The sequence below is a fragment of the Vibrio sp. B172a genome, from assembly GCF_030248355.1.
Taxonomy (GTDB): Bacteria; Pseudomonadota; Gammaproteobacteria; order Enterobacterales; family Vibrionaceae; genus Vibrio; species Vibrio owensii.
In genome coordinates this window covers 45,267-58,836 of the sequence record NZ_JAHGAC010000011.1, presented here as the reverse complement: position 1 = coordinate 58,836, position 13,570 = coordinate 45,267, and the positions used below count along the sequence as shown (strand labels likewise).

Genomic DNA, 13,570 nt, shown 5'->3' with positions numbered 1-13,570 from the left:
AATTAGCCCTCCGCAACCGCTGTTTCAGTGATAAAGCGATCCACCAGCAAGCCATCTTGCATATGCATTTGACGGTCCATTTTCGCCGCTAACTCGTTATCATGAGTCACGACCAAAAAGGCAATATTCGACTCTTGGTTTAACTCACGCATCAAATCATAAATTGCCAGTGCCGTGTTGTGGTCGAGGTTACCCGTTGGTTCATCTGCTAATACCAGATCAGGTTTATTCACCAGTGCTCTTGCGATGGCAACACGTTGGCGCTCACCACCAGACAGTTCGGATGGGCGGTGATCCATGCGATGACCTAAACCCACTTTTTCTAGTAATGCTTGTGCTGCTTCTTTCGCTTCAGAGACCTTTGTTCCGCCGATCAACAAAGGCATTGCCACGTTCTCTACCGCAGTGAAGTCAGCCAGCAAATGGTGGAACTGATACACAAAGCCAAGGTGTTTATTACGTAATGCGGCTTGCTTATTCGAGCTTAACGCGGACAAATCCTGACCTAGAAAATCGACCTCACCTTCGGTCGCATCATCCAATGCGCCAAGAATATGAAGTAACGTACTTTTACCTGAGCCTGATGAGCCAACAATTGAAACCAACTCCCCTTTGTCGATATCAAAACTCACGCCTTTCAGCACTTCAGTATCTAGCGAGCCTTCTCGGTAGACTTTACGAATATCACGACATTCTAATAGTTTATTCATAGCGAAGTGCCTCAGCAGGTTTAACAGAAGATGCTCGGTAAGACGGGTAAACAGTTGCAGCTAGACTCAGAGCAATCGCCAGCACTACCACTAATAAGATTTGGAATGAATCAATCACGATTGGCAGATGACCACCGAAGCTAAACAAGGCAACGCCTGCGGCTTCCAAAATCGCATTGAGGTTGAGCGATAAAGCCACACCGACAGCACCGCCAACAATCGCGCCAATCACACCGCTACTTGCACCTTGCACCATGAAAATCGCCATCACTTGAGATTGCTTCATCCCTTGGGTTTTGAGAATCGCGACTTCTGATTGCTTCTCCATCACCACCATGATCAAAGCAGAAATGATGTTAAACGCCGCAACGCCAACAATCAGGCCAAGCATCAAGCCCATCATGTTCTTTTCCATTTTCACTGCTTGAAAAAGCTCACCACGTTGCTCACGCCAATCACTCCATTTCCAATCGTCTGGCAATGGCTTGTCTGCAAATTCAGTCACCATAAACGGGTCAGAGAAATACACGCGCCAACCCGAGACGGTGTCTTTCGGCAAACGCATTAGCTTTGAAGCATCCGTCATGTTAACGATCATGAGCTGACCGTCGACATCAGAGCCGGTATTAAAAATGCCCGCAACAGTGAAGTTACGTTGACTTGGAATACGTCCTAGAGGCGTAAATTGGGTGGCATTGGTCACCATCAAACGCACTTTGTCACCCATAGAAACTTTCAGGGAGCGCGCTAAACTGTGACCAAGAAAAACTTTATACTCACCCGGTTTTAGTGACGATAAACGGCCAGCAATAAGGTGATTAGAGATAGGATCGCCCAATTTAGGTTCAATACCAATTAGGTAGCCAGCCGTCAACTGAGCAGAACTTTGGATCACCGCTTCACCACGAACGATAGGTTCCGGTTTCGCGCTTGTCGACATATCTTGAATGAACTGAGGGGCATTTTCACTGATAGGAGTTTTACCATCATGTTGTGAAACGACCGCATGAGGAAGCACACCTAAAATGCGTTCTTTAAGCTGGGCTTCAAAGCCATTCATAACGGAAAGTACGGTCACTAACGCCATCACACCGATCGTGATACCCGCTGTCGACATATAAGAAACAAATCGACTAAACCTATCTCCGGAGCGTCCCCGAAGATACCTCAAGCCGATAAACAGAGAGATAGGATGATACATATAAGGCAAACCAACTGGTTTTTTAATAATGGAGCTATTACTTAGCTAATTAATATTCGTTATCTTACCTTACTCTTACTATGAAGAAGACAAGATAATCGCCAAATTTGTCAACGACATGCAATAAGTCCCTATTTACAGCAAAAAGTTCAGCCAGAAAAACAGGTAAACTTGATAACTTAAACTGATTAGCGATAATCATTGCCCTATCCTACTCATTCTTCAATGAAATGAGAGCGCTCGTTGGCAGAAAAGGACCAAATTATGACAGAGCAAGAATACTTCACCGTACACCACAATCTGACGATCAACGTCGAAACGTTAGAGACGGGCTTTGCTCTGCCAGATGAAGAGACTTTTGTATCAGAAATCCCAGCACCTTTCATTGTTGCGAGTGAATTCAGTCATCTCGATATGTTGGCTGATAACGCGAGGCTAGAGCTGCAAAGCAAAGAGCTCAAACACGTCATCTATTTGCTGGATACACAGAACTCAAAATTAAACCTGCTACTGAGTTTTATGCTTTCTCAACAAGATGATGCCAAATTACGTTTTCAAACAACTCAATTCGGCGCTAGCCAGTTGAGCTATCGCAGTGATTCAGAAGTAGAAACAGGAAAACTGGTTCGCGTAAAACTCTTCTTAGATCATCCAGCTGCAGCAATTTACTGCTACGCTCAGATAGTAGAATGCGAATCTGCCGAGCAAGGCTATGTGATCACACTCAAGTACAAATTACTTAGAGAAGCTGACCAAGATTTATTAATTAAAGCCGCGCTATACCAACAGCAAAAATTACTCCGTCAGCGCTCACTAGAGCGAGATAACAAATAATTACCATGACAAAAGCAACGATTCTCTCCGTCACGAATCCGTCTGAGCGTGGCGACAAAAAACAGCTTGGCAACCTACCTGGTGCCGCATTGCCAATGGCGATTGCAGAACTGGCTAAACAGCATTCAAGCCACTCTCTGCTTGTGGTTCCCGATCCGCAAATGGCGCTTAAGCTCCAAGCAGAAATAGAACAGTTTACTACTCAATCGGTCAGCCTATTCCCTGATTGGGAAACACTGCCTTACGATAACTTCTCTCCGCACCAAGAGATCATCTCAGACCGTATTGCGCGTTTATATCAACTACCAAACCAAGCCAGTGGCGTAACGATTGTGCCAGTAAGCACCGTATTACAGCGCCAGTCTCCACGTGACTTCTTGTTGCAACACACCTTGATGGTAAAAACAGGCGATCAGTTCTCGCTAGAGAAGCTTCGCGTTCAACTTGAAAACTCAGGTTATCGCCATGTCGATCAAGTGTTTGGTCCTGGTGAGTACGCGAGCCGTGGTTCGATCCTTGATTTGTTCCCGATGGGCAGTTCGGATCCATACCGTATTGATTTCTTCGATGATGAGATCGACACGATCCGAACGTTCGATCCAGAGAACCAACGTTCTATCGAAGACATTCAGCAAATCCAGTTATTACCTGCTCACGAGTTCCCGACCACAAAAGCGGCGATTGAAGATTTTCGTACTCGTTGGCGCTCTCAGTTCGAAGCGCGACGCGAACCTGAATCGATTTACATGCAAGTCACCAAAGGCACGTGGCCAGCAGGTATCGAATACTGGCAACCACTGTTCTTCGATCATACAGAAACGTTATTTGACTACTTACCTGAAGACTCTCAACTGATCATGGTGGGTGATATTGAAGCCGCAGTTGATACCTTCTTAAATGACGTCGACTACCGCTATGATCAAAAGAAAATCGATCCACTGCGTCCGCTATTGGCGCCACACGAATTGTGGCTCAAGAAAGACGAACTCTTTGCCCAGTTTAAACAACTGCCACAAGCACAGTTAAGCTTAGAGAAAATCGTTAAGCGCGCAGGCCGCCAAAACCTTGCGGTGCAATCTCTTGCCGAGCTTGGCGTTCAACAGCAGAACAAAGAGCCGCTCGCACGTTTACGTCAATTCAGTGAGCAGTTCGTAGGCAAAATCGTCTTCTCAGTCGAGTCGGAAGGTCGCCGTGAGGCACTAACCGAGCTTCTCCAAGGCATCAAAGTTCGCCCTGTCGTGCATGGTTCACTCTATCAAGCGCTCGAATCTGACGATCGCTTCAGCTTGATTCTAGGTGCCGCAGAACACGGTTTTATCCATGATGAGCTCAACTTTGCACTGATTTGCGAAAGTGACTTATTGGGCGATCGCGTTATCCAACGCCGCCGTAAAGACAAGAAAACCGTTAACAGTGACACGGTTATTCGTCACCTAGCGGAGCTTAAACCGAGTCAGCCTGTTGTCCACATCGATCACGGTATCGGCCGCTACATTGGCTTGCAAACGCTTGAAGCTGGCGGAATGAAAACTGAGTACGTGACTCTTGAGTATCAAAACGATGCCAAGCTTTACGTACCAGTGTCTTCATTAAACCTAATCAGTCGCTATTCAGGTGGCGCAGAAGACAGTGCGCCGCTGCACAAGCTGGGTGGTGAAGCATGGGCGAAAGCTCGTCGTAAAGCTGCAGAGAAAGTGCGTGATGTTGCCGCTGAGCTTCTGGATGTTTACGCGAAACGAGAATTGAAACCGGGCTACAAGTTTGAGCTAGACCGTGGCCAATACGCGACCTTCAAAGCGACTTTCCCGTTTGAAGAGACCGATGATCAATCAATGGCCATCAATGCGGTTCTGTCCGATATGTGCCAAGCAAAAGCCATGGACCGCCTTGTGTGTGGTGATGTGGGCTTTGGTAAAACAGAAGTTGCGATGCGCGCGGCATTTGTTGCCACAGACAATAGTAAACAAGTGGCCGTCTTAGTTCCGACGACCCTACTTGCACAACAGCACTTTGAAAACTTCCGTGACCGATTTGCAAACTTACCAATTCGCGTAGAAGTGCTTTCTCGCTTTAAATCGGCAAAAGAGCAAAAAGTGATTCTCCAAGATGTTGCCGATGGCAAAGTCGACATCGTAGTAGGCACTCACAAACTGCTCTCAAGCGACATCAAATTCAAAGACCTTGGTTTGTTGATCGTCGATGAAGAACATCGCTTTGGTGTGCGCCAAAAAGAGAAAGTGAAAGCGATGCGTGCTGATGTCGACATCCTAACGCTTACCGCGACACCAATTCCGCGAACGTTGAACATGGCGATGAGTGGCATGCGCGACTTGTCGATCATCGCAACTCCGCCAGCACGCCGTTTGGCAATCAAAACGTTTGTGCGTCAACGTGAAGACTCCGTGGTTCGTGAAGCGGCACTGCGTGAAATCATGCGTGGTGGTCAGGTTTACTTCCTACATAACCAAGTCGAAACCATCGAGAAAACAGCCGAAGATCTACAGAAACTCATCCCAGAAGCACGTGTGACCGTTGCCCATGGCCAGATGCGTGAGCGCGAACTAGAACGCATCATGAATGACTTCTATCATCAGCGTTTCAACCTTTTGGTGTGTACCACTATCATAGAAACCGGTATCGACGTTCCGACCGCCAACACCATTATCATGGACCGAGCAGATAACCTTGGTCTTGCACAGCTACACCAATTACGTGGCCGTGTTGGTCGTTCGCATCACCAAGCATACGCTTACTTACTGACGCCACATCCAAAAGCGATAACAAAAGATGCGATTAAGCGTCTTGATGCGATCGCTTCGCTGGAAGATCTAGGCGCAGGCTTCACCCTTGCAACGCACGACCTCGAAATTCGTGGTGCGGGTGAGTTATTAGGTGACGAACAAAGTGGTCAAATTCAATCGGTTGGTTTTACACTGTATATGGAGATGCTTGAACAAGCGGTTGAAGCATTGAAAGAAGGTAAAGAGCCATCGCTGGATGACCTACTTCGCGAGCAAACCGAAATCGAGATGCGTATTCCTGCCCTACTGCCGGATGATTACATCCCGGATGTGAACACGCGTTTATCGATGTACAAACGAATTGCAAGTGTGAGCGATAATGAGGGCTTATCCGAGCTTAAGGTTGAACTGATTGACCGATTTGGTCTGTTGCCAGATGCAACTAAGAATCTCCTATCTGTCTCAGAGCTGAAAATTGGGGCAGGAAGTCTCAAAGCGAAGAAGATTGAGGCGCATGACAAGGGAGGATTCATTGAGTTTTACCCTGATGCTGACATAAACCCAGCGTATTTAGTTAAACTCCTGCAATCACAGCCGCAAAAATTTGCAATGGAAGGTCCAACTAAGTTCAAGTTTAGCGTACCATTAACGGACCGACGTAAACGCATTCAGTTTGTTCAAGACTTACTGAATGATTTTAAACAGAATTTATTACCAACGAGCTAATAGTCGAATGAGAATACTGATCCCATTATTGCTTCTTTGTGTCTCAATGCCATCTTGGGCTGCGCGTCAATTTGATATTGAAGTAATTATTTTCAAGCGAGCAGTCGACGCTGAAAGCACCAGTGAATCATGGCCAAATGAACTGCCTAAGATCGAAATGAGCAATGTCGGCAGTTTAGACAGCGAATCTTACCGCCGTTCAAAAGGCGTAACCTTGCTACCACGTTCTTCTTTCCGTTTGAACGCCCAAGAATCTGCATTAAATAATCATGCTGGTTTCAAAGTGCTTAAACACGTGGCATGGCGCCAAGGTGACCGAGGTAAAGCAAGCGCTCCTATTTTCCGCATCGTTGGTGGTCGTGATTTCTCAGGCTCTTACAATGCTGATGGTAGCCCAATCGGTAGTAGCTCTTCGCTAACAAGCGATGGTTACAGCGAAGAGAACGTGAGCGGTCCACTCTATGAGCTAGACGGCAAGCTACAGATTTACGTTCAGCACTACTTGTTCGCTGAAACGACCATGGATTTACGTGAACCGAGTGTTCGTGAAATCCACATCGAATCACAGCCATCAGATCAGCTGACAAATGAGTTGGGTGAAGTAGACGGTGATGTACAAGTCGGTAACTTGGCAGAAGTGTCGCCAACAGTGACCGAAGAGAAGTTCTTGAAGAGCTTCCGAATGGATCAAAAGCGCCGTATGCGCAGTAGTGAAACGCACTACTTAGACAACCCACTGATGGGGATGATCATTCAAGTTCGTCGCGTTCAATAAGGCACGAATTCAACAGAAAAGCGCAGCACTGGCTGCGCTTTGTTTTATCTAGAATCTCACACGGAAGTTGTATCGATTCATGGCACCAGATTTTGAAATCATAACACCACGCTTGGCGCTCAAACTGATTCCATCAGAGCAAGCACACTCATTGCAACGTTTACTCGTCGAATCCCCTTCTCTGCATCAATGGTTAGATTGGTGTGACGAGGACGTCACTCTAAAAGACGCCCAAGATTTTTTACTAGCAACCCGTTTAAACTGGGTAAAAACCGAAGCTTTCGGCTTTGGGGTCTATGAACGAGAACACAACAACCTCGTTGGAATGGCAGCAGTTAATGAGCTCTACCACACCTTCAACATGGCGAGCATTGGTTATTGGATTGCTGATCGCTATCAGCGCAATGGTTATGCTCACGAGGCAATTAGAGCACTAGCAGAGTTCTGCTTTGCAAAACTGAATTTAACGCGAGTAGAGATCGTCTGCGATTTAGACAACACAGCGAGTCAGGCGTTGATTGAGTCGGTTGGAGCCCAAAAAGAGACCATTGCGAGAAATCGCTTTATCTTTCACGGAAAGCCAAAAGACGGCGTAGTGTATTCGCTGCTTCCTAGCGACTTAGAATAGAAAAAGCCACCGACATGCGGTGGCTTTTGTTTTATTTATCATTCGGTTCTTTCATCGAACACTCGACACAGGACTCAATCTTCAAATTAGTGCAGCTTCAAGTTTGGACGTAGTACGCGGTTGATACGGCCAACCAACATCATTAGGCCAGTCTTAATCACACCGTGCAGCGCCATTTGGTGCATGCGGTATAGCGAGATGTAAACCACGCGAGCAATACGACCTTCAACCATCATGGAGCCTTTAGTTAGGTTACCCATCAAGCTACCTACTGTAGAGAAGCGGCTTAGAGAAACCAAAGAACCGTGGTCTTTGTATTCGTACTCTTTTAGCTCACGACCGTTAAGCTTAGCAACGATGTTAGTGAAAGCTTGGCTCGCCATTTGGTGTGCAGCTTGAGCACGTGGCGGTACAAATGAACCATCTGGTTGAGTACATTGTGCCAAATCACCGATAACAAAGATGTCGTCATCACGAGTGGTTTGTAGTGTATTTTTCACAACAAGTTGGTTGATACGGTTCGTTTCTAGACCCGCGATATCTTTGATGAAATCTGGAGCCTTGATGCCCGCTGCCCATACCATGATTTGAGCAGGGATCTTCTCGCCGTCTTTCGTTGTCAGACCATCTTTATCTGCTTGTGTCACCATCGTCGCTGTGCGTACGTTTACACCCAGCTTAACCAACTCTTGGTGTGCCGCAGAAGATATACGTGGTGGAAGTGCAGGAAGAATACGCTCACCCGCTTCAACAAGGTTTACGTTTAGCTTGCTAGAATCTAGGTCGCCAAAACCGTATGTACGTAACTCTTTCACCGCGTTGTGAAGCTCAGCAGATAGCTCAACACCCGTTGCACCCGCACCAACAATAGCGATATCGACTGTGCCGTTACCGTTTTTCGCGTGTAGCTTTAGGAACTCGTTGTTCATTTCACTACGGAAACGGTGTGCCTGTTCTGGGCTATCTAGGAAGATACAGTTTTCACGAACACCAGGAGTGTTGAAGTCGTTTGATGTAGAACCAATTGCCATCACTAGAATGTCGTACTCTAGTTCGCGGCTTGGCATAAGAAGTTCGCCGTGATCGTCTTTAAGCTCACTAAGAATGATCACTTTACGCTCGCGGTCGATGTCTTGAAGGCTGCCCATTTGGAAGTCAAAGCTGTGGTTTTTCGCATGAGCACGGTAGCTCAGTGCATCCACACCTTCATCCAATGAACCTGTTGCTACTTCGTGCAATAGCGGTTTCCACAAGTGGCTCGCTTTACGGTCTACCAGTGTAATTTGCGCACGGTTCTTACGACCCAGAGTGCGGCCCAGTTTGGTTGCCAACTCAAGGCCACCAGCACCGCCGCCTACAACGATAATGCGTGTCACAATGTTATCCTCTACAAAAATGAATATATGGGTTCAGCTCGATGCTGACTCACAGTAGTCTGCGGTCATACATCCAACCGATGAATTCTTTGGTCTCTAGAGGTGAGCTCACTTTTGGATAAACACCGATACCATCTTATTTTTTGCTTATTCTTATTAGCTTATTGATGTGCATCGGTTTCTTGATCTGAAATACACGATCTCAGACAAAAAATGGGCAAGTTTCTTACTCGCTCTCAATTTTTTTTGATATTTATCAAATTATTTTTACTGAGTTCATTATATAGGGCAATCTTTTGATGGCAACAAAAATCCTTACTCGAGATACGGATTGGCTAATTTTCGTCTGTTTGACGGTAACGTTTTCGTGCCACAAAAGGTTAAATCGATAAATCAAGCCGATAAATCGATACAAAATGTAAAATCTTGAGGAATCAATGCCGCTCGTTTGAGCACCAGTAGAAACAAAAACAGCACTTCGAAAAGTGCTGTTTAAACAAAATAAGTTTGTTCGCTCTAAGACAAGTTAGGCGCTTTTGAATGCCTTCATCGCTTGCAGATGATGAGAGATCTTCTTGAACTTATGGGTTTGGGTTTCATCCCAAATGATTTCGTAGTGTTTATCCAGTTCTGCTGCGGTTTTTGAGTTGTCGTGGATTTCATCTTCTTTCGACAAGATCACCAAACAGCGCTCTTTGTTTTTCGCACGGAATTGCTCCACACATTTGGTCGCAATATCTTCGTACTCTTCAGGACGGTCAATACGCCCTGCCATCGTCTTCTCTGGATGCAAGTTCGGGTTGAACATCACTTGCTTAATGCCGCAAAGAAAACCGATTCGCTCTGACCAGTATGCGCCAAGGCCAACACCACAAATCAGTGGGTTTGGATCGTCCGCTTGGTCAATAACCTTAGACACTTCTTTCAATAAGTGCTGCATGTCATGCTTAGGATGAAGTGTACTGTAGTTGATGAAACGAACGTCATCATCGATGAATTGCAATTGAAGAACTTTTTCGTGGTTACCCGGGCTTGTACTATCAAAGCCGTGCAAGTAAATAATCATGTGTACCTCTCCCTGTGACTTGCTGGTACTTCACTTTAAACTACCACTATTTCTTTATGGTTAAAGAGGAAAAAGTCATGAGTTATCAAAACAGTGATCTTCCATACATAATAAGTCTTTAAACTCACGAGCACTGTCTAAGTATTGTTCATCATCCCACAATTTGTAGGCCAATAAATACCAAAGCATCGCCATCATTCGAGTTCTTGGCATCCACGCTTGCACGCCTTCCAACCATAAAGCAACGTCTTCAATGCCACGAATCTGGCAATATTGTTCTACACCCAGTTCAATAGGCACATCAGCGAGTTGCAGAATCAGCGTCAAGTCGAGTCTTGGGTCCGCTAAGCCAGCGTACTCCCAATCGATCACTTTCACGCCCTCTTCGCCACGAACTAAGTTGTAACACCCAAGGTCAAAATGGCACAGTGCTGCAGGGACTTGCGCCACGCTTGGCTCAGAACGCCACTTTTGATAAAGCGCTTCGTACTCAGTGCCGACGTACTGGCCAGCCAGTTCCAACCAATAATGATCGATGCGCGAAAGATACGAGAACGGAACTAAAGGAACCGCCGTTGCAGGATATTCATGAACCCTAGCAGCAATCGGTAATAGCTCTTCAATATCAATACCTGGCTTCGTCAGCGTTTCACCCGGCACCCACTCCACTAACAAACCTTGCTCATGTATAAAGACGGGCTTTGGACCTAGGTTGAGAGGGGTAATCGCATTGAGTACTTGATATTCGTTGTGACGAGAAATAGCAAAGGCTTTGCACACGTTACTGGTCGGTCGCCAGACGTAAGCAAGACCTTGTGAGGATTCCAACCGCCAGCAGCGATTGGTAAGCCCGCCAGTGACGGTTTGAACCTTCACCGGCGGTGATGCAAAGAAGCCATCAAGCGCATTTAAACTCGGGTCTAATTGTTTCGCTTGTTGCCAAGAAAACCACGCCATGAATGACTTCTCCACTTAGGTCATAAGACCAAACTGAATCAATTAAAGACCAAATAGGCTCTTAGATTGTTCTTTACGGATTTCCGTTTCATCCGCCCATTCGATTAGACCCGTTTCTAGGTCCATTAGGCGCATAGTCATTTTGTAGTAAACGTCTTTGTCGCTGCCTGCGTTTTTCACGATGCTAGAAAGGTTACCGTAAAGCATGTATTGCGCACCGACCATTTTACCGAATTGGATTGCCGTGCTTTGGTTTACTAGCTCATCAGTGTTTTGGAAGTTAAGTTGCTCACGAACAGACTCAACACGATCCATGTCTACGAAACGGAACTTACCAGAGTTCAGCATCTTAGTAGAAATAGTGTCAGTGATAGACTCCGTATCGATGTGTTCGCTTGTCTTGTTCTTGATGCGCTCAACAAACACGATAGGACGTTGGTCACGAGTAATTGCTGCCACTGAACCTGACATCATCATGCTGTCTACCATTTCGCCAGCAATTTTTTGTAGATCCGTCGAGCCGAAGTCGATCGTTGTGGTTTCTGTCGCTTGCGCATCACCGTAAGAGACTTTGTTTGAACAACCACCCAGAATGACGGCAAGACCTAAAAGAGCAATAATACTTTTTTTCATGAGAGTTCCTTAGTTTGTGTTTCATCCCAAGGCGTCTCCACCTTGGCAAAGCAGCATAGCCGCCGAAATTGTGTTACTCGAAACGAGTTAGTTATCTTGTGCTTCGCGAATTTGTACGCGGAATTGAGTCCCGTTAGGGTTCACCGTCACTTCCGACAAAGTCACTTGTTCAAATCCACGCACGATCATTTTGCGCCATGGACCCGGTTTGGTATTCACCTCAAGACCAGTGTTGTCGTACCAGTAAAAACGGTAAAGGATCTCTTGGTCACCTTTATAGTTACTGCTCAACTGCACAACGCCACGCGGACGGTCATCCACATAAGTCGTGGTAATGTTGTCCACCAACAGGCGACTACCCATGACGTTATCGTGGAAGAAAACCTTTTGGGTTTGGCCATCGATTCGGATACCAGCGGTGTTGTCAGCACAACCCGCTAAACCAATGATCACTGCCAAGCCAATAAGCCATGCTCTCATTACAACCTCCCTAGTTGTTTATGCCAAACTGTGGAATGCGATCCCTGACGAGATACCCAAACCAACGTTGTTTGCTGTGCTGGCACTTCGAATTGATACACCTGATCGCCAACGTTTAAGCTTTGCTGCCCCGGTTTCACGACTTTCGACGCCGTTTTCACCGTACCAGGTAGCGTCTGCCAACTTCTGGTATCAGGTTGTTCGGTTAATGTATTCCACACATTGAAAAGAATGTTGCCGACATCATCGCCTTTTGCCGCTTCTTTTCGGATTCTGTCTTTTGCCCAAACACGAATCGCTTGGCGAATCACAATCGTAGTCAAACGTTCGTGCAAATCGTTTTGCGCCATCGCGTTCACATCGGCCAATGTGCTTGAAGGTAGCTTGTTGCCATTTAACGCAACATCTCCAAAACGCTGTGTTCCACGTTTCGGGTAGTAAGGCAGCGCAAGCGAATAAATCGCACCGTCGCCTCGGCTATCATAAATCGGCAAATCAATGCGCCAACCTTGCAGCGCTTCCACCACGCCTTGCTCGTCTATCACGATCACGCGGCCTTGTGACTTACTCAGTCCTGAAGGCGCTTTGCCGTAACGCTTTTCTAGCATACGAAGATCTTGACGCATGCCGAGTTTTTTCGCGGCATACATTGTACTTTCAATCACTTGCTTGTTATCTGGCATCACAGCAAGCGCTCGACGATAGTCTACATACGCACTGTTCAAATCTCGTGACGCTTCATAAAGCAAACCAGAAAGGTAGAACAAGTAACCGTTTTGCACTGAGCTAAGCTTCTTGCCTGCGTCTGGGTAGTTAGCTAACACGCTACCTAGGTTCGCTGACATACCTTGCTTCTTAAGATCCTTCTCTGCCTGCTTTAGTTCCTTTTCACGTGCTTTCTTTGCCGCTTCTTGCACTTGGTTTGCACGACGCATTTCAACCAATGCCCCTTCAAGGTCATTCTTTTGTAGGTAGTTCAGACCGAGGTACAAATGCAAAAAGCCGAGTTCATAGTCGGCAGGTTGGTATTCGTTTAGGTTGTCGTTAACGGCAAGAGACCCAACACTGGTCGCCGTTTCCGTTACAGAAATGGTTGCGCGATCTTGTTGTTTACGCACTGCACGATCGCTGTCTTCAAGTGAACTCAGGCTTTTTGGGTAATCTTGGGCAAGAAACGAGATTCGACCTTGCTCAAAGTTGCCAAGTATATCGCCACCAACATCACTCGATTGCAGTTGCTCAGCTTTGGCATATTCACCCGCAACCACTGCCTGATAGACTTGTTTATTTTGGTCGCTGTAATGACTGAAGAGATTGCCAGCGGACAAGTTTGCACATCCTGTAGCAAGCAGGACCCAGCTCATTAATCCGAATAGCTTCACACCATGTTTCACATTTATCTCCACAAATGTGTTGTTCGTCAGGAATAAAGAAGTGGATGAA

At 46.3% G+C, this 13,570-nt stretch carries 12 protein-coding genes; 4 read left to right on the top strand and 8 right to left on the bottom strand.

What is annotated here, in order from left to right; translation table 11 throughout:
* Positions 1–2: 2 nt before the first annotated feature.
* Together lolD and lolC are read right to left on the bottom strand one after the other, a co-directional pair.
* Positions 3–710: a lipoprotein-releasing ABC transporter ATP-binding protein LolD gene (gene lolD / locus KIT90_RS13535; RefSeq protein ID WP_005437497.1), complete on the bottom strand. Its 708-nt coding sequence runs from the start codon at positions 708–710 to the stop codon at positions 3–5.
* The gene (gene lolC / locus KIT90_RS13530) at positions 703–1,911 is read right to left on the bottom strand and encodes a lipoprotein-releasing ABC transporter permease subunit LolC (protein ID WP_285377088.1); all 1,209 of its coding nucleotides are present in this window, start codon (positions 1,909–1,911) and stop codon (positions 703–705) included. The genes lolD and lolC overlap by 8 nt, the downstream gene beginning before the upstream one ends.
* A gap of 264 nt (positions 1,912–2,175) precedes the next feature.
* Between lolC and KIT90_RS13525 the strand changes: the two genes are divergently transcribed.
* From KIT90_RS13525 to KIT90_RS13510, 4 genes are all read left to right on the top strand, one after another.
* On the top strand, positions 2,176–2,745 hold the full coding sequence (locus KIT90_RS13525; protein ID WP_045412803.1) for a PilZ domain-containing protein: 570 nt from the start codon (positions 2,176–2,178) through the stop codon (positions 2,743–2,745).
* Between the two features lie 5 nt (positions 2,746–2,750).
* The gene (gene mfd / locus KIT90_RS13520; RefSeq protein ID WP_285377086.1) at positions 2,751–6,212 is read left to right on the top strand and encodes a transcription-repair coupling factor; all 3,462 of its coding nucleotides are present in this window, start codon (positions 2,751–2,753) and stop codon (positions 6,210–6,212) included.
* A 7-nt stretch (positions 6,213–6,219) separates the two neighbouring features.
* Positions 6,220–6,987 carry a peptidoglycan binding protein CsiV gene (locus tag KIT90_RS13515; RefSeq protein ID WP_285377084.1) on the top strand — a complete coding sequence of 256 codons (768 nt, stop codon included), beginning with the start codon at positions 6,220–6,222 and terminating at the stop codon, positions 6,985–6,987.
* A gap of 79 nt (positions 6,988–7,066) precedes the next feature.
* The gene (locus tag KIT90_RS13510; protein WP_041054844.1) at positions 7,067–7,615 is read left to right on the top strand and encodes a GNAT family N-acetyltransferase; all 549 of its coding nucleotides are present in this window, start codon (positions 7,067–7,069) and stop codon (positions 7,613–7,615) included.
* A gap of 86 nt (positions 7,616–7,701) precedes the next feature.
* On the opposite strand, the gene KIT90_RS13505 is transcribed toward KIT90_RS13510, so the two are convergent.
* From KIT90_RS13505 to KIT90_RS13480, 6 genes are all read right to left on the bottom strand, one after another.
* Complete coding sequence (locus KIT90_RS13505) at positions 7,702–8,991, bottom strand: NAD(P)/FAD-dependent oxidoreductase (RefSeq protein WP_038896278.1); 1,290 nt, start codon at positions 8,989–8,991, stop codon at positions 7,702–7,704.
* A 526-nt stretch (positions 8,992–9,517) separates the two neighbouring features.
* Positions 9,518–10,057: an alpha/beta hydrolase YcfP gene (gene ycfP / locus KIT90_RS13500; RefSeq protein ID WP_005437506.1), complete on the bottom strand. Its 540-nt coding sequence runs from the start codon at positions 10,055–10,057 to the stop codon at positions 9,518–9,520.
* A 75-nt stretch (positions 10,058–10,132) separates the two neighbouring features.
* Positions 10,133–11,014: a thiamine kinase gene (gene thiK / locus KIT90_RS13495; RefSeq protein ID WP_285377082.1), complete on the bottom strand. Its 882-nt coding sequence runs from the start codon at positions 11,012–11,014 to the stop codon at positions 10,133–10,135.
* 42 nt (positions 11,015–11,056) lie between these two features.
* Complete coding sequence (gene lpoB, locus KIT90_RS13490) at positions 11,057–11,647, bottom strand: penicillin-binding protein activator LpoB (RefSeq protein ID WP_005431666.1); 591 nt, start codon at positions 11,645–11,647, stop codon at positions 11,057–11,059.
* Positions 11,648–11,734: 87 nt separating this feature from the next.
* On the bottom strand, positions 11,735–12,127 hold the full coding sequence (locus KIT90_RS13485; protein WP_005437509.1) for a YcfL family protein: 393 nt from the start codon (positions 12,125–12,127) through the stop codon (positions 11,735–11,737).
* On the bottom strand, positions 12,127–13,521 hold the full coding sequence (locus tag KIT90_RS13480; RefSeq protein ID WP_020195037.1) for a COG3014 family protein: 1,395 nt from the start codon (positions 13,519–13,521) through the stop codon (positions 12,127–12,129). The genes KIT90_RS13485 and KIT90_RS13480 overlap by 1 nt, the downstream gene beginning before the upstream one ends.
* Positions 13,522–13,570: the final 49 nt, after the last annotated feature.

Excerpts from the sequence above, each read along its gene's own strand:
- lolD (WP_005437497.1), bottom strand. The coding sequence starts at position 710 with ATGAATAAACTATTAGAATGTCGTGATATTCGTAAAGTCTACCGAGAA.
- lolC (WP_285377088.1), bottom strand. The coding sequence starts at position 1,911 with ATGTATCATCCTATCTCTCTGTTTATCGGCTTGAGGTATCTTCGGGGA.
- KIT90_RS13525 (WP_045412803.1), top strand. The coding sequence starts at position 2,176 with ATGACAGAGCAAGAATACTTCACCGTACACCACAATCTGACGATCAAC.
- mfd (WP_285377086.1), top strand. The coding sequence starts at position 2,751 with ATGACAAAAGCAACGATTCTCTCCGTCACGAATCCGTCTGAGCGTGGC.
- KIT90_RS13515 (WP_285377084.1), top strand. The coding sequence starts at position 6,220 with ATGAGAATACTGATCCCATTATTGCTTCTTTGTGTCTCAATGCCATCT.
- KIT90_RS13510 (WP_041054844.1), top strand. The coding sequence starts at position 7,067 with ATGGCACCAGATTTTGAAATCATAACACCACGCTTGGCGCTCAAACTG.
- ycfP (WP_005437506.1), bottom strand. The coding sequence starts at position 10,057 with ATGATTATTTACTTGCACGGCTTTGATAGTACAAGCCCGGGTAACCAC.
- thiK (WP_285377082.1), bottom strand. The coding sequence starts at position 11,014 with ATGGCGTGGTTTTCTTGGCAACAAGCGAAACAATTAGACCCGAGTTTA.
- lpoB (WP_005431666.1), bottom strand. The coding sequence starts at position 11,647 with ATGAAAAAAAGTATTATTGCTCTTTTAGGTCTTGCCGTCATTCTGGGT.
- KIT90_RS13485 (WP_005437509.1), bottom strand. The coding sequence starts at position 12,127 with ATGAGAGCATGGCTTATTGGCTTGGCAGTGATCATTGGTTTAGCGGGT.